Annotated in this window: 26 protein-coding genes and 3 pseudogenes; 4 read left to right on the plus strand and 25 right to left on the minus strand. The window is 37.6% G+C overall.

The annotated features are described in order from the left end of the window. Window positions 1–575 precede the first annotated feature (575 nt). Window positions 576–890, minus strand: a complete 315-nt coding sequence (locus HMPREF0083_RS15290; protein WP_021622441.1) for a hypothetical protein — start codon at window positions 888–890, stop codon at window positions 576–578. Between the two features lie 590 nt (window positions 891–1,480). Next, entirely contained in the window at window positions 1,481–2,557 is a 1,077-nt protein-coding gene (locus HMPREF0083_RS15295) for a TolB-like translocation protein (RefSeq protein ID WP_021622443.1), read from the minus strand. 486 nt (window positions 2,558–3,043) lie between these two features. Between HMPREF0083_RS15295 and HMPREF0083_RS29430 the strand changes: the two genes are divergently transcribed. After that, entirely contained in the window at window positions 3,044–3,214 is a 171-nt protein-coding gene (locus tag HMPREF0083_RS29430) for a thermonuclease family protein (RefSeq protein ID WP_245191346.1), read from the plus strand. A 280-nt stretch (window positions 3,215–3,494) separates the two neighbouring features. Here the strand turns inward: HMPREF0083_RS29430 and HMPREF0083_RS15305 are convergent, their stop codons facing one another. The 20 genes and pseudogenes from HMPREF0083_RS15305 to HMPREF0083_RS29795 all read right to left on the minus strand — a co-directional run bounded on the left by HMPREF0083_RS15305 (window position 3,495) and on the right by HMPREF0083_RS29795 (window position 19,731). Next, on the minus strand, window positions 3,495–4,265 hold the full coding sequence (locus tag HMPREF0083_RS15305; protein WP_021622445.1) for a hypothetical protein: 771 nt from the start codon (window positions 4,263–4,265) through the stop codon (window positions 3,495–3,497). A gap of 934 nt (window positions 4,266–5,199) precedes the next feature. Next, complete coding sequence (locus HMPREF0083_RS15310) at window positions 5,200–6,147, minus strand: MFS transporter (RefSeq protein WP_051354676.1); 948 nt, start codon at window positions 6,145–6,147, stop codon at window positions 5,200–5,202. A gap of 23 nt (window positions 6,148–6,170) precedes the next feature. After that, window positions 6,171–6,287 (minus strand): annotated as a pseudogene (locus HMPREF0083_RS30165) (Tn3 family transposase); the annotation flags it as partial. 22 nt (window positions 6,288–6,309) lie between these two features. Then, window positions 6,310–6,562: pseudogene (locus HMPREF0083_RS29435) on the minus strand (epimerase); the annotation flags it as partial. A gap of 46 nt (window positions 6,563–6,608) precedes the next feature. Beyond that, window positions 6,609–6,791, minus strand: a pseudogene (locus HMPREF0083_RS27305) (Tn3 family transposase); the annotation flags it as partial. 77 nt (window positions 6,792–6,868) lie between these two features. Beyond that, window positions 6,869–7,714 carry a hypothetical protein gene (locus tag HMPREF0083_RS15320; protein WP_021622453.1) on the minus strand — a complete coding sequence of 282 codons (846 nt, stop codon included), beginning with the start codon at window positions 7,712–7,714 and terminating at the stop codon, window positions 6,869–6,871. Beyond that, window positions 7,707–8,291 (minus strand): sigma-70 family RNA polymerase sigma factor, encoded by a 585-nt coding sequence (locus tag HMPREF0083_RS15325; protein WP_245191345.1) that lies wholly within the window; start codon window positions 8,289–8,291, stop codon window positions 7,707–7,709. The genes HMPREF0083_RS15320 and HMPREF0083_RS15325 overlap by 8 nt, the downstream gene beginning before the upstream one ends. A 545-nt stretch (window positions 8,292–8,836) precedes the next feature. Then, window positions 8,837–9,058 carry a spore germination protein gene (locus HMPREF0083_RS15330; protein ID WP_021622456.1) on the minus strand — a complete coding sequence of 74 codons (222 nt, stop codon included), beginning with the start codon at window positions 9,056–9,058 and terminating at the stop codon, window positions 8,837–8,839. A 46-nt stretch (window positions 9,059–9,104) separates the two neighbouring features. After that, a complete protein-coding gene (locus tag HMPREF0083_RS15335; RefSeq protein WP_040302997.1) occupies window positions 9,105–9,326 on the minus strand; it encodes a spore germination protein in 222 nt (73 codons plus the stop codon). Window positions 9,327–9,479: 153 nt separating this feature from the next. After that, window positions 9,480–10,778, minus strand: coding sequence for a hypothetical protein (locus HMPREF0083_RS15340; RefSeq protein WP_021622458.1), 1,299 nt, complete (start codon window positions 10,776–10,778; stop codon window positions 9,480–9,482). 158 nt (window positions 10,779–10,936) lie between these two features. Further along, the gene (locus HMPREF0083_RS15345) at window positions 10,937–11,728 is read right to left on the minus strand and encodes a serine hydrolase (RefSeq protein WP_040302998.1); all 792 of its coding nucleotides are present in this window, start codon (window positions 11,726–11,728) and stop codon (window positions 10,937–10,939) included. Window positions 11,729–11,756: 28 nt separating this feature from the next. Continuing rightward, the gene (locus HMPREF0083_RS15350; protein ID WP_021622460.1) at window positions 11,757–13,073 is read right to left on the minus strand and encodes a Na+/H+ antiporter NhaC family protein; all 1,317 of its coding nucleotides are present in this window, start codon (window positions 13,071–13,073) and stop codon (window positions 11,757–11,759) included. Between the two features lie 20 nt (window positions 13,074–13,093). Further along, window positions 13,094–14,335 (minus strand): M20 family metallo-hydrolase, encoded by a 1,242-nt coding sequence (locus tag HMPREF0083_RS15355; RefSeq protein WP_021622461.1) that lies wholly within the window; start codon window positions 14,333–14,335, stop codon window positions 13,094–13,096. After that, window positions 14,332–15,456, minus strand: coding sequence for a mandelate racemase/muconate lactonizing enzyme family protein (locus HMPREF0083_RS15360; RefSeq protein WP_021622462.1), 1,125 nt, complete (start codon window positions 15,454–15,456; stop codon window positions 14,332–14,334). Before HMPREF0083_RS15360 ends, HMPREF0083_RS15355 begins: the two co-directional genes overlap by 4 nt. 267 nt (window positions 15,457–15,723) lie before the next feature. Next, a complete protein-coding gene (locus tag HMPREF0083_RS15365) occupies window positions 15,724–16,938 on the minus strand; it encodes an MFS transporter (protein WP_040303007.1) in 1,215 nt (404 codons plus the stop codon). 284 nt (window positions 16,939–17,222) lie between these two features. Next, a complete protein-coding gene (locus HMPREF0083_RS15370; protein ID WP_040303000.1) occupies window positions 17,223–17,402 on the minus strand; it encodes a hypothetical protein in 180 nt (59 codons plus the stop codon). A 251-nt stretch (window positions 17,403–17,653) separates the two neighbouring features. Continuing rightward, window positions 17,654–17,926, minus strand: coding sequence for a type II toxin-antitoxin system RelE/ParE family toxin (locus tag HMPREF0083_RS15375; RefSeq protein ID WP_021622466.1), 273 nt, complete (start codon window positions 17,924–17,926; stop codon window positions 17,654–17,656). Window positions 17,927–18,016: 90 nt separating this feature from the next. Further along, a complete protein-coding gene (locus HMPREF0083_RS15380; RefSeq protein WP_021622467.1) occupies window positions 18,017–18,691 on the minus strand; it encodes a hypothetical protein in 675 nt (224 codons plus the stop codon). Window positions 18,692–18,894: 203 nt separating this feature from the next. Beyond that, window positions 18,895–19,371: a YbaK/EbsC family protein gene (locus HMPREF0083_RS15385; protein WP_021622468.1), complete on the minus strand. Its 477-nt coding sequence runs from the start codon at window positions 19,369–19,371 to the stop codon at window positions 18,895–18,897. A gap of 234 nt (window positions 19,372–19,605) precedes the next feature. Beyond that, the gene (locus tag HMPREF0083_RS29795; protein WP_262360679.1) at window positions 19,606–19,731 is read right to left on the minus strand and encodes a hypothetical protein; all 126 of its coding nucleotides are present in this window, start codon (window positions 19,729–19,731) and stop codon (window positions 19,606–19,608) included. 389 nt (window positions 19,732–20,120) lie between these two features. On the opposite strand from HMPREF0083_RS29795, the gene HMPREF0083_RS15395 reads away from it, so the two are divergent. After that, window positions 20,121–20,795 carry a GntR family transcriptional regulator gene (locus tag HMPREF0083_RS15395; protein ID WP_021622470.1) on the plus strand — a complete coding sequence of 225 codons (675 nt, stop codon included), beginning with the start codon at window positions 20,121–20,123 and terminating at the stop codon, window positions 20,793–20,795. A 314-nt stretch (window positions 20,796–21,109) separates the two neighbouring features. Beyond that, on the plus strand, window positions 21,110–22,108 hold the full coding sequence (locus tag HMPREF0083_RS15400; RefSeq protein WP_021622472.1) for a TauD/TfdA family dioxygenase: 999 nt from the start codon (window positions 21,110–21,112) through the stop codon (window positions 22,106–22,108). 480 nt (window positions 22,109–22,588) lie between these two features. Here the strand turns inward: HMPREF0083_RS15400 and HMPREF0083_RS15405 are convergent, their stop codons facing one another. After that, window positions 22,589–23,959, minus strand: a complete 1,371-nt coding sequence (locus HMPREF0083_RS15405) for an aminotransferase-like domain-containing protein (protein WP_051354678.1) — start codon at window positions 23,957–23,959, stop codon at window positions 22,589–22,591. Between the two features lie 448 nt (window positions 23,960–24,407). Between HMPREF0083_RS15405 and HMPREF0083_RS15410 the strand changes: the two genes are divergently transcribed. Continuing rightward, window positions 24,408–25,274 carry a GNAT family N-acetyltransferase gene (locus HMPREF0083_RS15410; RefSeq protein ID WP_021622474.1) on the plus strand — a complete coding sequence of 289 codons (867 nt, stop codon included), beginning with the start codon at window positions 24,408–24,410 and terminating at the stop codon, window positions 25,272–25,274. 24 nt (window positions 25,275–25,298) lie between these two features. On the opposite strand, the gene HMPREF0083_RS28155 is transcribed toward HMPREF0083_RS15410, so the two are convergent. Both HMPREF0083_RS28155 and HMPREF0083_RS15415 read right to left on the minus strand, forming a co-directional pair. Beyond that, window positions 25,299–25,613, minus strand: a complete 315-nt coding sequence (locus tag HMPREF0083_RS28155) for a hypothetical protein (protein WP_021622475.1) — start codon at window positions 25,611–25,613, stop codon at window positions 25,299–25,301. A 91-nt stretch (window positions 25,614–25,704) separates the two neighbouring features. Beyond that, window positions 25,705–25,893: a hypothetical protein gene (locus tag HMPREF0083_RS15415; protein ID WP_021622476.1), complete on the minus strand. Its 189-nt coding sequence runs from the start codon at window positions 25,891–25,893 to the stop codon at window positions 25,705–25,707. Between the last annotated feature and the right edge of the window lie 99 nt (window positions 25,894–25,992).

Below are 25,992 nucleotides of genomic sequence, written 5' to 3' on the forward strand. Positions count from 1 at the left end.
TGCCAAACGCTACATTTTTAGATTGCCACAAACACCTATTGTCGGACGACACAAAGACAGTCACTACATTTGTTTAAGTTGGAGATGGAGTTTTTCGTATTCGTTTCTAAGATTCATACCCTATCCTCCAGAATATCAATATTCTATCTAAGTATAACACCAACTAAATCCGCAACTCGATTGGAATAAAAAGCCTATCCGTGATTGTGTGTACACAAAACTACGGATAGGCTTTTTAGACGCATCCCACTCTAATTCAAATCCTGCATTTTGAGCTACACAACGGATAAAAGCACACGTTGCGTTCGCCCGTTTCCCTCACGAAAAGGATTATTGTTCTTGTTTTTCCAGCAAAATCATAAATGTCGCGGAAAAGATATCGATGGATTTTCTGAAGATGATTTAAATCAAAAAGACCCTTAATCGGTGTTTCGACCAATTCAGCATCTCGAATTAAAGTTGACATTTTTTCAAGATCAGATAGTTTTTTTTCATTCCTTATATTAAATTTGTTTTTTAAAACCTCTGTTCCGGGGTAACAGTATGGACATTGATCAGCACCATATCTGGTCAAATTATTTCATCTCCAATACCCGTTTGAGGTACTCCTGATGGCTCATCTCACCACGCAGACGAGCCTTTGCCTTTGCAAGATTTTCTTCTTCTGTTGTAAATTTAAATCCTTCTACCGCTAAGTTTGCTTTTGCAGCACCAAGGATTCGATTAATAGTGCCTACCGTTCTGGGTCTAGGTCTAACAATTACACCACTATGGCCTTTTAAAAACTTGGAATGACGAATTCCCTTATATGTTTTTCTATTTGTAGGAATTTTTAAATATACTGTGTTACCCATTACATATACTATCTTGATACCCATTTTATTGTCCATAAATTCTCTTTAGTCCTCTTATTGGAATTAAATTTCTTTCCGGTCGATGACTATACTTGTTGGTTCCCTTTATATTATACATTAAAAATGAAAAATCCCCTCGCTTAAGAAGGAAAATCCGTGTTTTTTTTAAAAGTACCTACTTGGTTGTCTAGGAATTTTGTTTTGCAAAGCGATCCACTCCACTATTTCAAAAGTCAAATATGAGGTTATACAATGGTTTTCATAAATCCCAAGGTACAGGCAAAAAAGAAGTTTCTCCCATACTCATATGAAACAGAATTTATAAAAAACAATTGAATTGGCAGGCTCAGACGCTTCTATATTGTTATTTTTCCAGATTTTCCGCAGCATGGACACCTTTATGATGGGAGGTAAGAAAAGAAGGAAGGGCAGTGGGCGGGAGCGGTCAGAAAAAGGCATATTTGCTGGATTGCAGAGCGCATCCACCCCCTCCTTCTTCCAACCACACTTCCTTGTCAAAATATCAAGTGTAATTTATATACAGTGTAATTTATATACATTGAAGTTCACAGTTCGAACATCAAAGTTACCAGGTTCTTTTTTAGCGGCTACTTTCAGGATTCCATTTAGTATGAAATTGTTACATCAGTAATAATCACTGGCTCCTTTGGATCGTATATTTGTTCAATTTTTTTTGTTTCTAAATCATACTGATATAAGGATCGAGGCTTACTTGTTATATCTTTGAAAGTCATCTCTTTAGCATCCTTAGGTACACCTGCGAAATATAATTTTTTTTCATCTTTAGAAAGAACTCCATAACGTCCCGGTCCTATCTCAGATACAATACTTTTTTCTTTTTCTTTAAGCATCGTATCCGTTAATAACCTTTCTAATTTTCCATTTTCAATGGATAATTTATAAATTCCACTACCACTATCATTTCCAATTTTCTTCCCACCAAATGTTATATATTTACCGTCAGCCCCATATGAAATAAAGTCAATATCAATAGCATTTATCTTGCTTATTTCTCTTATATTCTTGCCGTCTTTGTCCATTTCACATATTGAATAAGGAAGCTGCCTTAGTTCAATGTCTTTCATGTTAGCTTCCTCCCATCTTTTATTATTTTGAGATTCTGAAACAAAAACACCTACAATTTTATTTTCAAACACATCAAACCTCTCAGCTGCCCTATCTTTTTGATCTGAATCAAGTAACACCGAGTTTTTACTTTCCGTGTCAATTTTCGCGATTTTAGAAGCTGGAACGGAACTTCCCATGACTTCACTGTAAATAACCTTTCCATTTTTATCACCAAATCGGGCACTTAATTTCCCTAGAGAATCATTTGTAACTTGATATATCTTTTTCGTTTTTAAATCTCGCAAAAAAACATTCCATGCTCCTGTATCACCTAGAGCGTCTACATAAACAAGAGACTTTTTATCACTAGAAACTTCCCCACTCAACCAAACTTCACGATTATCAAGCAATACTTCTCCGAGCCCATTCTCGGGATTAACCAATGTTATACTGCTTTTTCCTTCCCGATTATATGCTGATACAACAATTTTTTCGTTATCTAAGGTGTTGTTATTTTTATGAATAGGAGTAGTATTTGTGGGATTTTTAGCACAACCACAGAAAATAAACATAAGTAAAAATAGGGAGGCAACCAGTCCGCTTTTTTGTTTCATAAAAAAACCCTCTTCCGATTCGATATACTAAGGAAAAAATTACAAAAACAAATTTGGGCTTGAGCGATTTTAACAAAAATAATGAAATTATCTTTGCTTTTACCGTCAAACCCAAATAAGTCAGTATATAAAAAGTCTATTCTAGTAAATGCTCAACTCAGAATATGTAGATTACTCCCGCCAAGTAATCGTTCCTGGAAAATGTCCTTCTTTCAAAGGATATACTTTAGCAAAAGATTCTTGTGACATATCTAAAATTCTTCCTTTTGCATGATTACTATCTCTATCAACTGCAATAAAGCGGAATTCATCATCTAATGATTCAAATATAACGATATCTTCAGGTTGAATTGCTCGGCCAGAAACGGTCCATCCAAATAAACCAGTACAACCATACGGCTCAGAAGTCTTTGCTTACACAAGGAAGCGCAAAAACAAGTAACCTTAGAGTTTGACGTTCAACAGAGGGACAAATACGGGCGTCTGCTGGCGTATGTATGGTTAGGAAATGCTAAGAATCCGAAAGCTGAAATGCTGAACCAGACATTAGTGAAAGAAGGTTATGCCCAGGTTGCTACGTTCCCGCCGAACGTGAAGTACACAGATAGTTTTGTAAAGCTTCAGAAGCAAGCAAAGGATGCTAAAAAAGGAATGTAGAGTGAAAATTAAGTTCTTATGAATGTAAGATGCCTACCTAAAATCATAATAGGGAGGCATCCTTTATACTGCTAACTTTAATTTGTATTTGTTCATTAACTCGATTAATTTTTTCTTTTCTTTTTGTTTTTCATAATTAAATCCATTATAACAACCACAATCAGCAAAAGAATAGAATGCACTAAAGGCTTAACATAGCTTGAGTCATCGTAGATAAAGTAAGCTATTATAAAGTTGAGTATGAAAAAAATAAAGTATCCCAAAATTTAACCATCTCACTTTAGAAAGTAGGTTCTAATATAGTAGATCTTCTTACATCTGGTGTAACAGAACCTCCAGTATAATCAGAATTTTTTGTAACTCTTGTTTCTTTTTTGATTTCATAGTCTCCTATAAAATTACCGTTCCCATCAAATCTTCCAGGACCTAGTTCTCTACCTAGTTCTCTGTAGTAGTATTTAATAGCGAAATATAAGTTTTCTTCATCAGCTCTTATGAAATAATACAAGCCGAATCCAGCAGCAGCGGCTACACCAATTTGATATGGACTTGCTAATCCTTTAGATTTTGCCCACTCAGTAACAGCTGCTCCTAAAGCTGTTTTTGTTGCTGCTCTAAATTTTTTTGAGGTATTAATGTCATACCCTCTCATGTGTACATAGGCAGTTGGGTAAGTAGCAGCAAGGCTAACGTTACCATTGGTTTGTGACTGTTGGCTAAGCAACTGATTGACCTTAGTTATAGCTTCAGGTGATGTTTCATTTAACTTTAAATTACCATCTATAATCTGAAAGTCAATATTGTTTTTCTCTAAGATACTGATAACTTTTTCATTTAGTATGGGCGAGACTTTTTCATTGACTTCAGTGGTGTCAGCAAAAAGAATATCATCTGTCGCAGTTTCAGGATCAAATTGTTTATCCAATTCTTCAATTGTTGTTATAGGAGAGTTCTCTGATGAATTATTTGATTCTTCTGCAAATACGGAAGGTGTAAGTAAAGCAGTGATTAATGCAGTTGTTGATAGAACTTTAAATGTTTTATTTTTCATATTATACTCCAAATTTAGAATTATGTGTAACTTACAGTGCAATTATACCCATATTCTGTATAAAAAGTAAACTATTCCCCATATTTTTTTGCTTTATTTTATATGAATCGACGTCGACAGATCTTGACGTCGTTTTATATGTTTTATATGTTTTCGGGAGCTTGAAACCCTTGATATCACTAGATTTATAGAGCCTAACTATCACATAAACAGGGCGAACTATCGCAAAAACAGGGTCAACTATCACAAGTTTAAAATTTGTGATAGTTCGTCGATAATCTATAGTATAATAGAACAAAAAGATGGCGAAGATGAGGTGTGACATGAACGCTTTAGAAAAAATAGATGAGAAATTGATCGTCACCAAGTCAAACGATCTGATTGAAGCATCATACCGATTAACTCTTCACGAACAGCACAGCATCTGTATATGGGGTTCAGCCGATAATCTTTAAAAGTCTTTCTCTGTTTGGTCACTACCGTCTCTATCTTGTCCACTATGTCACCTCGTCGTATCGCCGGAAATTCTGCCACGTACAGGTTGCGGGTTGCAGATTCCCCGCAAGCTTTATTATATCTTCCCGTGATGAAAAGGGCAGCGGTCTTTTTTAGTTGCTTGAGTGAATATGGGAACTTTGGCTCAGTTTGGGGTATATGCTCAGAAGATGCTTCTATATATGAAGCCCATCCTTAATACAGGCTTAATCGATTGTAATAAAGACTGTCAATTTTAAATAAAATCCCCTCTTAAAAAGAACTTACTCCGTTTTTTACGTTTTTGTGTATTTTGTTTGTTTCTGCGTAGTATTGATGTACTATAGACTGGGATTAACTTTCCTAGGTACGAAAAATATAGGGAAAAGCAGTTTGCTTTTTGATAGAGAGTTAGATGATTCCCATTAGTTTAATAAGCAAAACTTGTAAACAACATTCTCTATACACCTTTATGTTCAAAAGTTTCGCTATATAAAATGTTTGTTCGGTGAATTATTCTAATTACGTGATATTGAGCAATCATGCCAAACAAAAGAAGGATAGCCGATATAGAAAATAACATCTGTCCACCAAAGTTTTCAAACACTAAACCACCTAAAGCGGGTCCTGCTGTTCGTGAAATATCCCAATGTATACCGAACAGGGAAAAATATCTACCACGTTGATCAACGGGGGCCAGTACCGAAACAAATTTCAGTAAATGGGTCAAGCCGATACTCTCTCCAATGGTGAATACAAATTGTACAAGCAATAACAGAAAAAACGTTTTTCGCTTCTCCATTTCCTTCTCAGTTTGTTTTATTTGCTTTCTTACAATAGGAATGGTTTCAGGAACCTTTAACCAAATAACAATCAAATACAAAAACAGAGCCAATGCTTGTAATATAAATAAAATAATAGGATTATAGCGAAACATTATCACACCGAGCAATGGACCGATGGACATGCTTATATATCCCATTGTACTTACAAGAGCAAATACTTCTGAACGATGTTCCTCAGACACAGCATCCGCGATTTGTGCTCGTTGTGCCGGAATATACAAGGATCTTCCAATACCGTTTACAATATATACACTAGCAAACATCCATACCGAATCAGCAAAAATAAACCCCGTCATTGCACACATTTGAAGAAAGAGCGCAAAGAGCAAAATAGGTTTTCGACCAATCCGGTCTGTGATCCCGCCTGCAAACAAAGTAACAACAATATCCGTAAAAGGCTGCAGTCCAACAATCATAAGTGGCAGCATTACCGAGCCATCCAATTTTTGATGTAAATATAGAATTAAGAAAGGAGCAATCATGGAATTGGTTAGACTAGTCAACAACTCCCCGAACAATCGAATCCAAATTATTGTATTATAACGATTCAATAACGTATTCATCTGTTTATACTTCCTTCCAAAGGGCTAGCCTCGCTTTGTCCATGTGTACCTACATAATTTCGATCAATCTCCATATCTGTACAGTGACGAAGAACCCCTTCTATCATCACTGTTACTTCTGAAGAAAGCCAGGACTTAAGTTAAAAATAGATAGACCAGCACCTAATTTTTATCACACATTAAAAATCGTAACGTTTCTTCCACCCCCGTTTTAAAAGGGTGGCTGGAATTGGTCCGATACATCTTTCATATTTTTCCCCATTTAGAACAAATCCTTCTTTTGTAAGGTACATGATCTCAACAACTTCTCTCATAAATAGGGAATGCTCTCTCTTCCTGAAATCAATCCCGCTCCAGGTATATTCCAATTCTCTCCATAAGCATCGTCTTTTTCTGCTATATTTACAATCATCTTATTTACATAGAAAAAGCCGATTTCCTGTACGCTAAGGAAAATCGGCTTAACTTTTTATAAATGTATACTCCCTAAGGAAATTAATATGTTCCCAGCCCAAGGGAGATATATGTTTTAATAAATCTTCTCGTAGCGTTCCTTTATTCTGGAATAGTTCTGTGGCCTTGCTTAAATAAACTGTGTTCCAAACGCTAATTGCATTAATGATAATATTTAAGGCACTTGCCCGTAATGAGTCCAGAAACTTTCCCTTCTCGAATAAAGTGAGCCGGACGTAAAACATCATCAATAGAGGATGGTGTATATTTAATTTTGAGTTACAGGTGCAGGCGCCGCAGTTGCTCTTGGCCCAGCGTTCTGTATCTTTACCTTCGCTTTCTCGATTTCCGCTTGCGTGACTGGTTTGCCTGTCTCTAAGCTAGCGATTATTTTACCGAGCGTAATGGCATCAAAATCCTCTTGCGAGTATAATTCTATTCTAAATCCCTCATACTCCCAAATGACAATTCCGTTTGCAAAATAGACCTTTGTACCGTTAATTGTTTCTACTTTGACATCATCAGTGGTGATGATGCCATTTTCATCATCCTTTGAAATCAACAAATTGACTGTTTTTTTATCTCGTTTATAGAGTACCTCAACCATTTTATCACCTTGAATTACACAATTCACATACTCATAGTCCGACAACCATGAGGGTGCAGGAAAGTTCATCCCCATTGCCGAGCGAGCTTCCTGTAAGGAAAGCTTTAAAGGGGACGGTAATGGGGCTACCTCGTCATTCCTTGCTGGATTACTAGACGACGTGTTTACTGCAGGAGTAGGTAGTTCTTTATCATATTGTGTGATTTCCATTCCCCCAACTTGATAATGAGCCAGGATCGATTGAAACAATTCTTGCGCGTAAGAAGTAGTTGAAAATGCGCCACCAAGACAGATAACGGCACTGGCAATCACGGTTGTAGCTCTCCATTTATTTTTCTTCATAGATATCTCATCCTTTTTTTTGCAATAGGGTTGCAAGGTCTCTGTTTCCATTTTGTATGTCACACGATTATAAATCCGGTCTTTCGAGGAGGAGGGAGTTAACTCTACATTTGTCAACAGATTTACTATATTCTTGAATTCTTCCTGATCCTGTTTTTTACTCATTTTTGAACCCTCCTGCCACTAAGATTTTATGTAGTTTCCTTAAGCTCCTGTACACTACAACGCCAATGTTGGATTCACTTACACCCATTAACTGAGCGATTTCCGAATTTTTCAGACCGGCTCCATATTTCATTGCGAGAATATTGCGTTCTTTGTTGCGCAGCCTGGCTAGAGCTTTGAACAACTCCTGATTATTGTCATCGCGGATGACCAGATCCTCGGGAGACGACTCGATAAAAACCATATTCAGCAAAGTGTTCAGTGAAAAAAAGGCCCGTTTTTTCTGTGCGCGAAAGTAGTCTGTTACAGCGTTTCTTACGATCGCGAACAGCCATATTTCGAACTTTGATTTTTCCGGTGAGAAGCTATGATATTTAGTGATGACTGTTTCGAATACATGACTGCAGATATCCTCCGCAGCATAGTGATTGTTGATCCGGAAACAGATATACTTATAGACCCGTTTATTATACATCTCATAAATCTGGGAAAATTCTTCCTTGGATATGATTTGATCATAGACATCTTCTTTTTTATTGTAGTGAATCTCCATGTTCACTTGGGTGGTCTCCAACACCTGTCCCTCCCTCCTGTTTATTGGTAAGTTCAATGATCAATGAATGTGTAATGCTTAAAAAAATTACGTAATTTGTTCTTGCATATGTTAATACGTAGAAATAACTAAAGCATTAACATATTGATGACATATTGCTTGAAAATCAAAAAGAAACGAATTCGCCATCATTCGAAAAAAAGTATGCTGTTAATAATTTATGTCCGTGATACCACCACCGGCAAAGTAGATGGGCGTTGGAGGAAGGGTTGTCAATATTAGAAGACTATGAGGGGTAGCGGCGAGACCCCATAAAGAGAGAAGATGAATGATTTATCGGATGTTTCAGGAGTTAACCCGCATTTTTTAATTTGCAGTAGATTTCTTGCGTAGTTTCAAAAAAGTCAAGTGATTTTTATTATTTCGGGAGTAAACTGTTCCGTTAGGTAATCCTCTCCCTACACGAACAGTTTTAGTTAACGAAAACCCTGGCTTCGGAATGATATCCGATAACCAGGGTTTATTTTTATCGTCTGCAAGCATGCATATCCTCGGTATTTTTAATTTTGTTACACTATACCTGCAATATTTTGATCAGCGACATGGGGTTCTTCAGTGTTTGTTGAATTAATACCATTAAAGTTTTCCATAAAATTAGCCGTATTACCGCTGCCTGAACCCGAATTTGTTCTTGCGCTGCTTTTGGGAGAAATAATTAAAGATTCTTCCAAGACTATTGATGAACCGTGATCCATGGTTAATATATTTAGAAATCCAACAAATGAAGACATAGACATCACCCCTTACGTTAGTGTGTTATCTTACTTCTTAATTTTATTACACTGCACTTGCAATATTTTGATCAGCAACATGAGGACGTTCGGTATTTGTTGAATTAACAGCATTAAAATTTCTCATAAAATTAGCTGTATTAGCTGCACCTGAACCCGAATTTGAGGTTGAAACGGCTTTAGGAGAAATAAGAGCAGTTCTTTTTGCGATAATAGTTGAACCGTTATCCATTGTTCCTATGTTTATACAGCCAATAACTGAAGACATGGATATCCTCCTTTTTAACTGGATTAATAATTGTATACTATGCCGATATCCTCTCAAAAGTTTATGATTTAATTTAAACTTTTTAAGGAAGTACCTCATTGCCATTAACTTAAGCAGTTTTTACTCTCAAAACGAATGGCGAGCGGGGCCGGCTTATAAGTTTATTTTATAAATTGAACGTGGTCTCCCTTTTTGATAAGGCTGTTCTTCACCAGATATTTCTGCATAATTCTTCTCTACAAGTATTTTTAACATTCTCTCCGCACTTCGCCTGCTTAACTGTAAATAATCAGCAAGATCACTCGCAGAAAAACCATGATTATGACGTAGATTGGTGAAATTAACTATTTTTGATATGTTTGAAACACTAATACCGGTTTTTTTAGCCACTGCAAGAACACGCTCATCCTGACTTTGCAGTTCAAACGTTTTGGTTATCTTTTTATTTAATGGTCCAATTACCTTCTTTTCTTCCGTCACAATAAAAACGCTGTGCTCGTTTAATTTTTTTGCATGATACAAACCGATCTGTGCATGTTCCTCTGCTTCTGTCACCGTAATACCGAAACCAAAACCAAAGTTAATGTTCACATCGTTAACTTCTTTTAAATCATTCAATAAAGGAAACACACGGTACTGATCAGTTAGCTGTTCAACACCGCCCCTTGTTCCATAAATCATAAACGTGTGTTCATCGACTATTTTAACGGACGCATTCATCTTTCGGGCAAACTCTGTAAGAAATCCGTATATAGTAACTTTTAGTTTTTTTACATCATGATGGTCCTGAGTATGTTGATCAGCTATTTGAACGATCCCAACAGCAATTTGTGAAGATTTACTTAGCAAAAGTTCCCCTATTGTTACAGCTTGCTCAAGTGTAGCGCCCATATTTTTTCGCGGGATCATCATACGAAAGCTTGGAATGTTTAATTTCTGCAGTTCATTGTAAACAGATTGCACGCTTGTCAAAACAAATGAAGTTTCCCCATTGTTCCAAAGATCGTAATGAAATTGAACGATCTTGTCCGTATACTTATGCTGATTAATCTCATCTTCAAACTCTTTAACAAAAATTGACCCAGTGTCCAGTCTCAATTCATGCAATATATTATAGACCACTTCTTTTTTTGGAATATCAATGGAAAGCTTTAATGGATTAATGCCAAATGCATGTTGTATATGATATAAAGACAAAGAAAAAGCCAGTTCATCAAAGGGAATGTAAACAGCAGGCAAATTGTACTCTTGAATTTTCTCTTTTGCCATATAATAAGGAATAGGACCTGTAAAAAAGAGAACTGTGTAGTCTTTTGCTTCTTCAACAAGCTTCAAACTTTCTTCAGGTTTTTCATAAATAAAAGGTTTAATATAAATACGTTTATTTTGATTCAAACACATAACTTCGTGAACCATTTTTTCAGAGCCGATCACTGCAATTTGAACAACCATTTTATCCTCCAACGGTAATGAAAATCTTAATAAATAGTTTAATACATATTTTCAATTTTGTACGAAAACGTAAAAAAATAGAGACAAATTAATTATATTTAATATTAACCGTTGAAAAATTAAAAAATCAAATAGAAGTGTTCCTTTGCTTTGGGCTCTTATGCGTTCAAATAATCAAAAACAAGTTTTCCCACTTGCGCAATCATTCGTTGACCGGAAGCATTATCAGACAGTTCTGTTGTTAAAACAGCTACATAGGTATGCTTTCCATTAATATAAAAAACTCCAGCATCATGCTCGGTGCCTGGAAGTTCTCCCGTTTTATGAGCAAGAGTAGCATTAAGGGAGAATCCGCCTGTGATCAAGGCAGGCAGTTTTGTATTAAACTGTTGGTTTAAAAGGGTATCATAAGCAGCCTTTTTGTTTTCTTCATTTAACATTCTTCCTTCTACTATTTCCTTCAAGAAGCGAACAATGTCATTGGCTGATGTTATATTATCCTTGCCTAGTTTGACGGCCTCATGATCCATCATCATCCGTGCCAAAACAGTTTGTCCACAGTTTAAATCAGCTGCCAACCGATTCACGGTATTTATGCCAACCTTGCGAATGACCATGTTGGTTGCCGTATTATCGGAAATTATAATCATAAGCGAAATAAGATCTTTTAACGTCAAGCGAAGTTCAGGTGAAAGGTGAGAAACAACTCCCATCCCTCCTACCCTATCTTCGGGTAGGAGGGAATATTCACTGACCAGGCTCAATTTGCCTTCCTGTGCTTGGCGATATGCTTCAATCATGATGGGAACTTTAATCAAACTTGCAGACGGAAGAGGATCGTTTGCATTAATCGAAATGTGTTCTTTATCTGCTTCAATGGCAACGCTTACTTTTCCATCGACTTTTGATACTGCTCTTTCTACATCTTCTCTAAGCTTTTGCCAATCCATATCAAATCCCCTTTTCATTCATTATAGTTTACAAAAACAACACACGTATAACAATAAATAAAACAACGATAATTGTTACAAACACACCAAAGATAATTACATTTTTAAGATCTTTTGAACGGGCTAGTCCCATTGCCCCCAGGGCATCTCCGGTCGGATACAAGAAGAACGGCATTTGTGAACCGACAAGCAGTGCCAACACCCAGACAGACATCGGAACATGTAAGTCCGTAACAGTTGGAATGAACATCTTGTGCATAAGAATGGAGTGTGCAACGGCTGCACCTGGAATACCCGCAATGTTTACAATCGTGCTTAGTATTACCATTGTAGCTTGTCCGCCATTTTCTACATAAGGAAGAAGCAAGTTTTTAAGAGCTTCGAAACCTCCCATTTTTTCGGTGAAATAAATAAACGGTGTAAATAAAACAAATTGGATAAAGATCCACAACAATGGTTTTGCACCTTCTACAAACGTATCAGCGATTTGATTCGGTGACATTCTGCCGGCAAGACCGGTTATAATGGCTGTTAATAAAATGATGACAATCGTATACGTTGAGCCCCCTTTAATCATAATACCGTATATGATAGATGCGATAAGTGTTACTGAAAAGGCAACCGTTGCCTGAGTCGTAATTTTTTTCTGCTTTGGCTCCATTTCGGATTCTTTCTGATTGAAACCGCTTAAATCTTCTTCCGGATAAGGATGCTCAATAAGAGACTTCTTCAGAATTATTTTTGAGTAACCGAATGTGCACAACCATATAATAACGGCAACTGGAAGGCCGGCGTACAAAAGCACTTGAGGATACGTTAATCCTGTTAATTCCATTAATGTCACTACTGGTGGAGTAAATGGTCCGATTAAAACTCCTGCAGCCGCTGCGCCGTGAAAAAGAATGGCTACGACGCTCGATGATAATCCGGCCGCCGCTACTACCGGAATAAGTACAGGTGCAACAATGGCATTTGCACCTGCCAACGTCCCAAGTAATGCAGCTAATAAAGATGATGCTATCATTGTACTAATCATCGCTTTATTTGGCGTATTAATGCCAACTTTATTCATAATAAAATATACAATATTACGAGCAACACCTGTTTTTTCCGCGATTTTTCCAAGTCCACCACCTGCCAAAATAACCAGGCCAATATAAGCGATAAAATCTGTCAGCCCATTTTTTCCAATAACCTTTGCAACCTCCATTAAACCGGAACCACTCATAACAGCTCCAACAATAATAGCGGCGGAAATAGCAGCGATAGGATTGAATTTTCTCAATATTAGAACTATGAAGATAATAAGGGGGACAAGCCCCCAAAGCGAAGGTGAATGAATCATAAAAAATCCTCCTTTTTGCTTTAATCAAGTTGCTCATCTACGTTTAAAATTGCTCGAAGCATAACGTTACCGGCGATTTCAATATCATCTGGTGCACTATATTCTTGTGGGCAATGGCTTTTTCCGTCGATACTTTTCACAAAAATCATCGCCGTTTTTGAAATATCAGCCATATGGCTTGCATCATGTCCAGCCATGCTTGCCAGCCTTACAATTGGCACATTACGTTTTTGTGCTGCATTTTCAATACTGGAGATAATATCTGTGTCTAGATGAACAGGCTTTTGATTAAGAATATTTTGCTCTTTAAATTCTACTTTACGTGTCTTCCTAATCTTTTCCCATTCCTCTTTAATATTGGCTACAAGCTGTTGAATATCTTCTTCCGTTTCTCCACGGACTTCGAGAACAAACTCTACTTTGCCCGGTATTATATTTGCTGCATTTGGAAAAATGTCGAATTTTCCAACCGTACAAACGGTATCTTTCGGGTCCTCTCTTGCCATTTTTTCTGCTATGAGCACCATTTCCGCTGCGGCTGTAAGCGCATCAAAGCGATGTTCCATCATCGTTGTCCCGGCATGATTCGCTTCGCCAATAACAGTCATTTTATCGCGGTAAATGCCAACAATTTTATCAACGGAAGCAACCGAAATATTTTGTTGCTCCAAACGTTTCCCTTGCTCGATATGAAGCTCAATAAAAGCTTTTTTATCTTTTTGTGCTTGGAGCATTTCAGGAAAATGCTCCAAACCGCCACCTGCTTTTTTAAAACAATCGGTTAAGCGTGTGCCTTTTGAATCTGTCACATCCATTAGATATTCAGGAAGTAATTTTCCAGTAAAACTGCGGCTGCCCATAGTAGACACATTAAAATCGTTTGGTTCCTCAGCGGTAAACGATACAATTTCAAGATCATGATTTAAAATGATATTATGATCTTTTAATGTCCGGATGATTTCCTTTGCAACTAAGACACCTAAAGCACCATCGTATTTCCCGCCATTAGGGACGGTGTCAAGATGAGAACCAATGACAATGGAGCCCTTCTTCTGACCATTTCCCTTCATTACTCCCCATATGTTGGAGGCACCGTCAACTTTTACTTCAAGCCCAAGTTGTTTCAGTTCGTCGATAAATAAGTCCCTCACTTCAAAATCCGCTTCCGAAAAACTTGGTCTTGTTATACCGTTGTTTGGATCTTTTCCATAACGTGCATACTTTTCTATATCGTTTTGCAATCGTTTAATTGAGATGTTCATTTTGATCCCTTCCCAAGTAATGAGGTATTGACATCAATGCCTAATCCTGGTTTTTCTGAAACCTTCATCGCTCCATCCTTCACCAAATCCATCATCGGCATTTTAGTAATATCATATTCATGCAAGTAAGCTCCACAAATAAAGTCGCTCGGATTTTTGACAACTGATGTGCTTGTAACAAACTGGGCACTTGCGGCAATGCCGATGCCGAGCTCCAAATTGCTTCCAACCGTACAAGACATACCTGCCGCTTCCGCCAATGCAGCAATTTTTTTAGATTGATAAATTCCGCCTACTTTGCAAATTTTCAAATTAATAATATCAGCAATGCCCAGTTTGATGGCATTCATCGCATCTTCAAGGCTAAAGACCGTTTCATCAATCATGATTGGTGTTTTCACTTTTTCACGAATTTCTTTTATACCGAAAATGTTCCATTTTCGAACTGGCTGTTCAACCGATTCAATTTCGCCCGTCTCTTCAAGTTCCCTAATCACTTTAATTGCAGTCGGCACATCATATCCCTGGTTCGCATCAAGACGAATCTTTGCCTCTTGTCCCGAATCATTTATCGCTTTACGAATTAGATTAACTAAAGCGATATCCCTTTTCGGTTCATTTCCAACTTTAATTTTGATCACGTTGAATCCTTCATTCACTCGTCGTATGGCTTCTTTGTAAGCATCTTCATTATTCTTAATACCTACTACATATGTGAGCGGAACCGTTTCTCTAACTTCCCCACCAATCAATTTATAGAGCGGTTGATTCAATGTTTTTCCCCATGCATCATGAAGTGCGATGTCAATGGCTGATTTTGCTGCTGTTTGTGCGTAAATTGCCTGATCCATTTTCGTATGTGCAATCGCTATTTCATCGACAGGTAATCCGATTAACACTGGCGCTAAATAAAGGTCATTTACTAGCTTAATTGTTTCTGCTGTCTCTCCCATGAAAGCTGGGGACGGAGATGCTTCACCGAAGCCGTGGATGCCATTTTCTAAAATCACTTCTACAACGGCATGTTGTCTTGTGTTCGCAGAATACAAAGAAATTTGCCATGTATTTTTAAGCGGCACTTCTACAATGTGAGTGATTATTTTTTTTATTTTATTTTCCATTCTTTGCTACCTCCTATTTTGTCGCTATATCGTCGTTATTTAAACAAAAAAATATCGTTCTGCTTCCAGATGCTTTTTGTCGCTATAACTTCGTTAATTAGAATATACGAGTTTCTTTATTTTTTGTCAATTATAAGTTTTTTCTTAATTTAAGACATGTATTTTTTCGGCAATCTTTCTTTGCACAATTTAACAAAAAACACCGCCTAAAAAGGTGGTGTTTTCGGTTTGCGAGCGGCTCGGCGCCCATCGCTCCTATGCCGGCCATTACTGACTTTCCTTGACTCCTAATTCTGTTACCGACAAACTTGGGGAAGGCTCATTTTTCACGGTAAGCAACGTCATGGCCATCAGCAGAACAAACGCGGCTACAACTGCAAAGGGGATATGTTTGTCCAGTTGATAAAGAATTGTGCTGAGAAGTGGAGCGATCACAGCGGAAACCCCCTGGACCGATGCCACAAGACCGGCTACGCTCCCTTGCTGCTCCCGGGCAACTGCAAGCGATGAACCCGTCATAAAGCCTGGCATCATTAATCCTGTTCCAATGCCAAACAAAAAGAAGGCCACGTAAAAACTTAGCGGGCTGATAACAAATAAAAAGAGAGCCATGCTGATAATCAAAAGCAGCGATCCAGTCAGGATCAAGGTTTTAGGTTGCAATTTTGATCTTTTCATCTGTAGTCCCTGTGTAACGATCATCGCAACTCCGCTAAGCATCAGGCCAAACGACACCATTCGTGCCGTTTCCCGTGTGGTCAAAGACAATTGATCCTGAAAATAGAAGCCTCCGATCACCTGCAAAGTAACAATGCTTATCATCGTTGCCAGCCCGACAAATAAATAAAGGCGAACACCTTTTTGAAATGGACGTACCTTTGGAGCTTTTTCCCGAATGATCGATTTTTGGGTCGGGATTAACATGAGCGCCACGACAAATGCGATGAGCGGCAAAAGTGCACCGACATAAAGCGGCCAGATCAGATCGATAAGGGCAAATGCACCGGCAATCGCAGGCCCAAGCACGAGACCTAGTCCATTGGCGGCACCGATTAATGCCATCCCTGCTGAACGGCCTTTTTCATCTGTGACGTCCGCCATATACGCCTGTGCGGAAGATGGAACAGCCGGAATAAACAGTCCGACCATAGTACGTGCCACGACGAGCAGCACGACTAAAAGACCGCCGCTAATAAGATGCCTTAATCCTGCATACATTGTCGCTGTGAACAAAATATAACTCGCAAACATGCCCACAAAACCAATTAGAATAATATATTTTCTTCCTTTTGTATCGCTCCAGTTTCCCCAAACCGGTGCCATCGCCGCCATTGCAATGGAGCCAAGGGAGATAATCAGGCCTGAATGGGTTTCACTTAGCCCTAATTCACGTATGAGCGGTGGCATGACCGGAGCGATGATCATCAATCCCACCATCGCGACGAAGACGCTAAAAAATATGCTGAATCGAATTCTTGCCATTTTCATCTTTTCCTCCTTTCAAAACATTCTCTTGTGATGTTTGCTTTTTTAAATGTTAAGAGAAAGTTGTGCCGGATGCTACCTTGAGACGGATCATTATTGCGGTAAAACGGATTTTTTTAAATCGTCTGCTCTTACGCAAATTAATATCAAACTGACATAAATGTGAATTGTTGTTTATGTGTCTGTATCTCGCTTGCACTTATCAACGCATTTTCCCATCCAATTAAAAAAGCCGCCTAATTAGGCAGCTTTATAATAAAAATCCCCTGTCCTCTCTTTGGTTATTTTAGTAATTTAAAGAAAAACGCGCCTGTAATTACAAGTTGGCTTGCCAGACAAAAGAAAAGCAGCATTCTTAGCCGGCGATTATTCGGGCTTGCTTTTAATTTAAATACAATAAACAACATGATTAAAAAAACGAACAGATCGAAAGCAACGAGCATAAAGAATTCTTTTAGCATGGATACTTCTCCTGACATTTATATTATGAAAGTAGATACAATTTTTTATACTACGCTGCTTGCTTCTGGCTTGTCAACACCAGCCGCAGCATTTTGGCGGAGCAACGAATCTCATCTAATCACTTTGCCTGAGCAAGCAAAGAAAGGGGAGAATGATGGGGGATACTGTTTCGGTTCCTTCCTTCCCTTTATTAATCCAAAAATAAAAATAGAGCCGCCCTGTTTGGACGGCTTACTTAACAAAAACAGTTTTAATGGTAGTCACCTACCCTTACTATAGTTATAGTAGTGGATTCTTGAAGCAAGATAAAGACATAAGGACCATTTATATGAAAACCTATATACCCCTCTAACTTACCTTTAAGTTTATGCGGTTTTCTTCCAGGATCATAAGGTTGCTGGTTTGCCCAGTTCCATACGTCAGCTGCTGCATCATTAATTTGTTGTTCTGTTAATTTTTTATCTGAAATCAAAGCGTCTCGATCTTTTATAGCTTTATTATCCCATTGGACTGCTACAGGCATAAATTATCGCCCCTTCATATTCATTTGAATGCCCTACCTAAAACTAAGGCCCTCCTGCTAACCTTAGCAGAAGGGCAACTTGTTGTATGTCTATGGAAGTCGTTGGGCAGTAGGATTATTTGCACGTGCTGCTACCAATTCTTTATTAACTTGATTTGTAGATTTAATTGTCCATGTATTATCCGCATTTAATATAGCTGTAATTGAATAGACACCTGGATCAAACTTGAGTTCTGCAAACTTGGTCATTTGTGCTATGTCCAGCACTTCTCCCTCTGTAAATGTTCCAAATGAGATATAGTACTTTGGATGAGGAGTAAACGTTAAATCTAGGTTGGGCTGGGCTTGTACTGCGAATGTCCCGTTTCCGGACATGCCTATCCCTACAGAAGCTTGTTTGAGGGGAATATTTGGATCTTGATGTATCAGGAGACTGCCAAGTGGCTGTTCTGTCTTTTGTTTTGTAAATGTGTATGCTTTATTTAAATAAGAGAGATTAACCGCATTGTTTTGCGTTAAGTCAGCCTCTAGTACTTCACTTGCGATGAATTGAACGCCAGGGACAAGTTCGCCAGTTTCAGCCCAAACAAAACTGTAATCAATGTTCCATTTAAAAATGGCCTTTGTATTGGGATGCGTTGTTTTTGTAAACCATGCGAGAGACTGTACATTTGCGACCCCGATATTAGGATCCTTTTGAAATACGCATACGTCACCAAGATTTGTTGAATTGTTTACAAAAGTCACTGAATACTGTTGGCTCATATTATTACCTCCCTTAATTTGTAACTAATTAGAATTATATGGTAATTTGCAGTCATAAAATAGTGACCGACGTCATAAATTTAGTCATATTACCATATTTATATTCATGCAAAAAACGGTATCCTTTCTTTATTACTCTAAGAAAAGAATACCGCTTTTTTTACGTCTTTCCGGACATGAATTTTTCAGGATCTAGATGTTTATTATTTTACAGAAACAACCTGTCCCTTTGTCATTTGGACTAATTCATCAGGAGTTAATTGAAAGACTGCTTTTGGATGTCCGGCGGCAGCCCAGATTGTGTTGTATTGAAAAAGATCTTCATCAATGAATGTCATAACATTTTCTTTATGCCCTAACGGGGGAACTCCTCCAATAACAAACCCTGTATATTCACGTACAAAATCAGCGTCGGCTTTTCCTAATTTTTCATTTAGCTGTTTAGCAATTTGCTTCTCATTAATACGATTTACACCACTGGCAACTATTAATAACGGTTTATTTGAATTTTTAAGACGAAAAATGATCGACTTGGCAATTTGTGCTACCTCACAGCCTATTGCATCCGCTGCTTCTTGAGCTGTTCGAGTACTGTCTGGTAATTCTAAAACTTTGTTTGAATATCCTAATTCCAATAACTTCTCCTGTACTCGTTGGGCGCTTTCTTTTAAGCCTTTCATTCATTTCAGCTCCTTCAGATCTTTATGATTCCGTATAATACATGACATATTGATAAATGTTTTGTTGTCGAAAGATGAAAAATCTAAGTGACATTTCAAATCTGTTTGTGGATTCAAATTCCTAATTCGAATTAAATGATAATTTTCCTTCTCAGCAACCTGTATTCCTTCCACAAGGAAAAGCGGGTCTATCTCAAAATAACCAATACTATTCATTAAATACATAGTTTCTCATTATTTACAATCACCTTTAATTCCCTTTTTTTCAATAAAATTTATAAAGTTTTGTGTACAAAAATAGCTTGAACTAACTTTAGTGTCTCTAAATAAAGTTGTATTTTCTATTTTATATACTTTCATTAACAACACCTCCTTCTCCTGAATTTTAACATTAAATAACAAATCATTCCTTATATTCTCTAGCTCTTAGAGCATCTAGACTTGAGAAACCTTGTCCTCCGATCCATTCCATCAACAAATTTTATGATTTTAATCAAAGGATCGGATAACAGCAAAAATCGAGCCAGAGCGTTAAGTCTCTAACTCGATTAAATTCTTTCATTGGCATGATGACTGCCATTTGGCATGCAGCTGGCACGATACTGATGATGTCAGCCTCTTTTCGGGGGGATAGGCAAAAACATCCATATTGCTCAATACCAATAGATTAGTATACACTTATTAGGAAAAGCACATTATGAAGTAATGATGTTAAAATTACAGTAAAAAAATCTATTGGAGATGGATTCGTGGATAATATTGTGAAATCTGAGCCCCTTCACCTTCAGGCTTATAACATTATTAAGTCCTCAATCTTGGAAGGAGATTTTCAACCCGGGGAACGGCTGGTTGAATCCAAATTAGCAAGCAAATTTGGAGTTAGTAGAGGACCGATTAGGGAAGCTATTCGGATGCTTACACAAGACGGGCTTCTCTTACAAGATGAAGGATTTGTACAAGTTTTCCAACCAACTGCTCAAGACATTATCGATATTTTTCAATGTCGACAAGGTTTAGAGGCTATTGCCGTTCGCTTAGCAGCTCAATTTATTTCTGCTGACGAACAAAAACAACTGTTGGAATACATACATCAAACAAAAGAAGCGTACATACAAAATAAAGTTAAAGAATTAGGATTGTTAGATCAAAAGTTCCACGATTTAATCATTGAAGGCTCAAGAAATAAGCAATTGCTTCAATTGATGGAAGTCATTAAATCTAAAATTATTTATATTCGGAATAACATCATCCCTAGTGAAGATATTTATTATATTCCAGATCATCATGAACGGATCTACCAGGCTATTCTTGAAAAGGATGAAGAAAAGGCAGAAAGGGAAATAATCACACATATCCAAAAAGGATTAGAAAGTATATTAAAAGTAATATCTTATGATGATAACGAACGAAAAACTCAGTTTTAAATGAATAGTATATAACAAGCCTTGAGGAGCCCGAACTTCCTTGAGGTTTTTTTGTTTAATTGTGTAATTTAAAAACGTTTACTGTTAACAGTTGACAATTTATCTAAATAGATGTTATTTTCTAAATATAATATTTTACCTAAATTATTTCAAATATTCCATACTTTATCTTTAGGAAAAGGAGGTTCATGCGAGCAAATGGGAAACAGTGAAGTCGGTTGGTTTCAGTTCCAGCCTCTATGGGAGCGTATCAAAAAAAGAACAGCCTGATTTTCTAGATTGATAGATTAATTCGATTAAGGGAGGACTGGATAATGGGAATTATTTTAAAGGAAAAAATTCAAGGATCAGCAGCGTGGAAAGGAAAAGAGCTATTACAGGATAATTCATGGATTTACTATTGGTCTAAAGAAGCGATTGTATCTCTTGAAAACGCTTTACATCATGTACAACAAAAGGGTTTACGAGCACCAGATTTCACCAAGGAAGACTTTCCGATTCCTAGCCTCACTGATGAAATCGCTTACTTTGTTGATGAATTAGAGAATGGAAGGGGATTTCTATTACTTCGTGGATTACCGATCGAACGATATACGGATGAACAAGCGAGCATCATTTACTATGGTCTTGGGCTTCATATGGGCATTCCGGTCACACAAAACGCAAAAGGAGACCTTTTAGGGCATGTCAAGAACATAGAAGCGAAGGATACGAAAACCGTCCGTGTTTACGAAACGAGCGAACGTCTTCCCTATCATGCCGATTTATCTGATGTGGTCGGATTACTCTCTCTTCGTAAAGCAAAATCAGGTGGCTTAAGTAGCCTGGCAAGTGCTATGACTCTTTATAATGAAATTTTGGAAAAATATCCAGAGTATCTTGGAATTCTCTACCGCCCAGTCCTAATGGATAATCTTGGTGACGGTGGGCCGGATTTTACCCCGATCTTTAGTTACCACGCTGGTAAATTAAGTTCTCGATATATGCGAGGTTATATCGAATTAGCACATGAGAAAGCGGGAAACCCGTTGTCCAAAGTGGAGATGGAAGCTTATGACATTATAGATTCCATTCTTCATGATGAGGATAATCGCCTAGATATGTTGCTTGAACCAGGCGATATCCAATTCGCTAATAATTATACAGTTTTTCATTCCCGTACTCAATTTGAAGATTATGAAGAACTGGAGCTCAGACGTCATTTGTTAAGATTATGGCTCAAGATGCCCAATGCTCGAGAACTGGCCCCGGACTTTCCAGGACGCAATGGGATTCCGAAACGTGAAGAAACAGCCGGCGCTATAAAAGCTTAAGGTAATAAAGCTACTTGCATTCAATCTTTTAACTATGAAAGTTGACGTATTTACCTCGATTTTGGGAAAGTGCATGTGTTTTTGCGTTTTCCATTTTTTCGTTATCATCACGATCAAATTTCACTTACCCAGCAATATAAATCACCTTATGTTGGATTTAACTTTTTTTCCAATACTCTCGAATAGTGGAAAAAAATATAAATTTTGTTGTTCTAAAAAAAGCGTTGAGCTTGACATCTACAACATTGTATGTAATCACCAAAAACCATGTGCTTGATACTAAAATGGAAAGTAGGTCCAACACGTATTAGCTCCTTCTTGCCTGAATTAATGTGAACCAATTCGAATCCCCATTAAATACGCCAGTTACCTTTTTATGGTTCTTCTTGATTCGACTAACGTGGCGAGGCGTTTAAGATACCAAGAGGCAAGACTTTGTTCCGATAAAAATTCGTGTCTCGACAATGGGGAGAATTACGGTCAGGGTTCCCCGTTGGTGGACTTCACGCGTGGCAGTTCCGACAGCAGCTCTACCTCTTCACATAAAATCCTGATCCCTGTCCTGATCTGATCTGTTGACAGCTTTGCAATACAGATTCCAATGCTGTTCTCGTTAACAGAATCGTTGAGATAATTTTTTTCCGGTGGTGAGATATAGACGTTTCTCTCTTTGAGCCGACTTATCAATTTGGTACAATCTATTTTTTGACTCAAACGTATCCATACAAAAAAACCCGTCTTCGGAATCAGAAACTCTATTTCCGTATGTTTGATACGCTGCAAACAATCGCGTAGGCATTTCATCTTTTTCCCGTACGCCACCCGTGCCTTGTTAATATGTTTTTTGTACATTCCACTGTTGATAAAAATCTCCAAAGCCCCTTGAGCCAATACACTTGTGTTTAAATCGGAGCATTTTTTGTGATGTAAAAACTCCTCTTTTAATGCTTCGTTCATCACCATTGCACCTAATCTGATTCCAGGCATAAATGCCTTCGAGAAGCTTTTTACATAAACGACCTTGCCCGATATATCATAATAATACGCCGGGAGCACATTTCTATTGGGATCAATATCGGCTAAATAGTCATCTTCTACAATGTAGACATTGTATTTCTCTGCTAAAGCAACGATTCTTTTTTTGTCTTTTTCAGAAAAACTGGTCCCGAGCGGATTATGAAACCTTGGAATGGTATAAAAAAACTTAATGCTTTCATACTTAAAAATACGCTCTAGTTCATTCAAGTCGATCCCATTGAAGTCCCTCGTTATTCCTATTACCCTTTCTCCATTCAACTCCACTATTTTTTGAAACAGGCTGTAGGTAGGCTGTTCTACTAAAATATTCTTCTTCCCATTCGGAAAAGGCATTTTTGACAAGATGCTTAATGCCTGTTGAGCTCCAGAAGTAATACAGATTTGTTCCTCAGAAGCGAAGATTTGATGATCTATAAAATGATCAACCAATGCTTTCCGCAATGACAACAAGCCTTGCGGATCGGTATATGTAAACAAATGATCTTGATGCAAATCAACAGCCCTGTTGATGCAATGATTAAATTCCAGATAGGGAAGTAATGCAGTATCGGGCATGACCTCTGTAAAATTAATGGTTTTGCTTGTATCGTTTATTCTTTTCTTTTTTTCGATAAGATAATACCCTCCTTTTGGAATAGAGTATACCTTATGGTTAAACTCAAGCTCCTTATACGCTCTTATCACTGTCGTTTTATTACAAGTAAATCTCGTAGCCATCTCTCTTATAGAAGGCAATTTTTCTCCCTGCTTCAACTGATTCTGTGCTTGTAAATCCTCTATGTAATCTATAATCTCTTCAAATTTTCTTTTCATCCTTTCTCTCCTTTTCCTTAGGCAGTCATCCTCTCTCCACGAGACCCGGCGATGATTCACACACAGTAACGTTGTTTGGCGCTTTACTGTGATCTCCGGGTTGTCCCGTTTAGCCATCGCTTTGCGGACTTCATCGAATAAGACTTTGTGAGTGTCTCAGCCTATGGGAACATTATAAAATGTCCATTCAATGACTACGGCATATTTACCATAACTGACTATCGGTAGAATTGGCAAAGAAGCGCCAGACAACTAATTTCGAGAAATTTTTTCCACCTCAATCTTGTGTCTATATGTCCAAAGTTCCCGTCAAATGTGGAGTTCGAACGAAGCGAGAAATGCTTTTGTACCAGTACAGAGCAAAATATTACGAATTGTACTTGATGGTTTCCGTACTTATAATCATTATATGTGAAAGGAAAATGTTATTTTTGAATGGAGAATTTGTATGATAAAACTTACCCCCCCTGATTATTCAATAGTAACTCCGTTAGTAAGCAAAGTTCCATTTAATACCTTGTTTGCTAGAGTCGTGATCGATAACAAAGTGAATGGACAAATATTTGTCGACGATTCCCTGCATCCAACTGTAAGCTTGATCGTACATAAATACGGGATGGCTCTTTTATGCGGTAACGCTGAAAATGACTCTTTTAACGACGAGCTTGTGCGTTTTTTAAAAAATACACCATCTGTTGAATTGCCAGCAAAATACATGTTAACTTATCCCGAGCGATGGGAACATAAGCTGGCCTCTATACTAGGAACAGAGTTACTGCAGGCCAATGATAAGGGTAACAGCAAAATGCTGACCCGCGATACCAGCACATCTTTTCTGCAAACTGAAAGGATAAACTATCAGTTTAAACCATCGTCCCCATTGATAAACATCGACATACCAGCCCCATTTACACTGAAGAAAATTGATTCAGATATTTATGAAAAAATCCATGAAGCTCAACATTCTGTTGTACCTGAACAGTTCTGGAATACAGCAGAAGATTTTCTTGAGAATGGTATAGGCTATGCCTTGTTATATGATAATCAGATCGTTAGTACGTCTTTCTCTTCCTTTATTGTTGATGACAAGTTGGAGCTTGGTGTTGAAACCACAGAAACATTCAGAAAAAAGGGATACTCAATCTACGCTGCATCTGCATTGGTTTCATATTGTCTGACGAATAGATATGAACCGGTATGGGCGTGCAGGCGAGAAAACGTTGGTTCTTCAAGATTGGCAGAAAGCCTGGGTTTTATTCAAGCCTCGTATCATCCTTATTATTGTATGCCCTCTAAGATTCAGAACAAAAACTAAGGTTATCACCAAGTCTACTAGGGGTCATATACATGAAATAAGGCATTCCATTACTAATAAAAAAGCATATGTAAAGAAAGGACATATGCTGCCTACCCTTACATATGCTTTGAATTTCACTATGACTAAGCTATGCTCTAAGCCTTCAAAAATGTTGAAAATAATTCCATTAAGTAATAAATCATTGTTACGTGAATTTTTATTAACATCTATACCTGATAGTCTTATTGCATCATGTATAAACCCTGTCTTCCCATAGCCACCTAATGACTTTGGAATATAATGAGCCATAAACGCTTTAACATCAAAGCTTCTAGCAGTTTTGGCTTCTCGTGTCAAAAAAACCTTGTCCCAGATGAAGATAGAAAATAAAAATAATATCCAAGGTAATCTTTCGTCATCTGATTTGACAGATTAAGAACTGATTGTGTTAATATACCCCAGTTGACTCACCGAATTTTTCAATACATATTTCATCTGCGATGCCGAATAAAATTTCACAATTTTCAGCTGTAAAAGGGATTTTCTTAGGATCATCAAGTATCTCTGCATAGTATTTCTTTCCCCTACTTACTACTAAATAACTTACATCTTCGATCCCATCCTCTGATTCTTCCATATAATTCGAAGCCACTTTGTGGCGCCAGGGCCAGACCGGCAAAACATCTGAGTATTAAAGGGGCAGGAGACAGTTGCCGGTCGATTTCGTCTCTGGCGC

Source organism: Aneurinibacillus aneurinilyticus ATCC 12856, from assembly GCF_000466385.1.
GTDB lineage: Bacteria > Bacillota > Bacilli > Aneurinibacillales > Aneurinibacillaceae > Aneurinibacillus > Aneurinibacillus aneurinilyticus.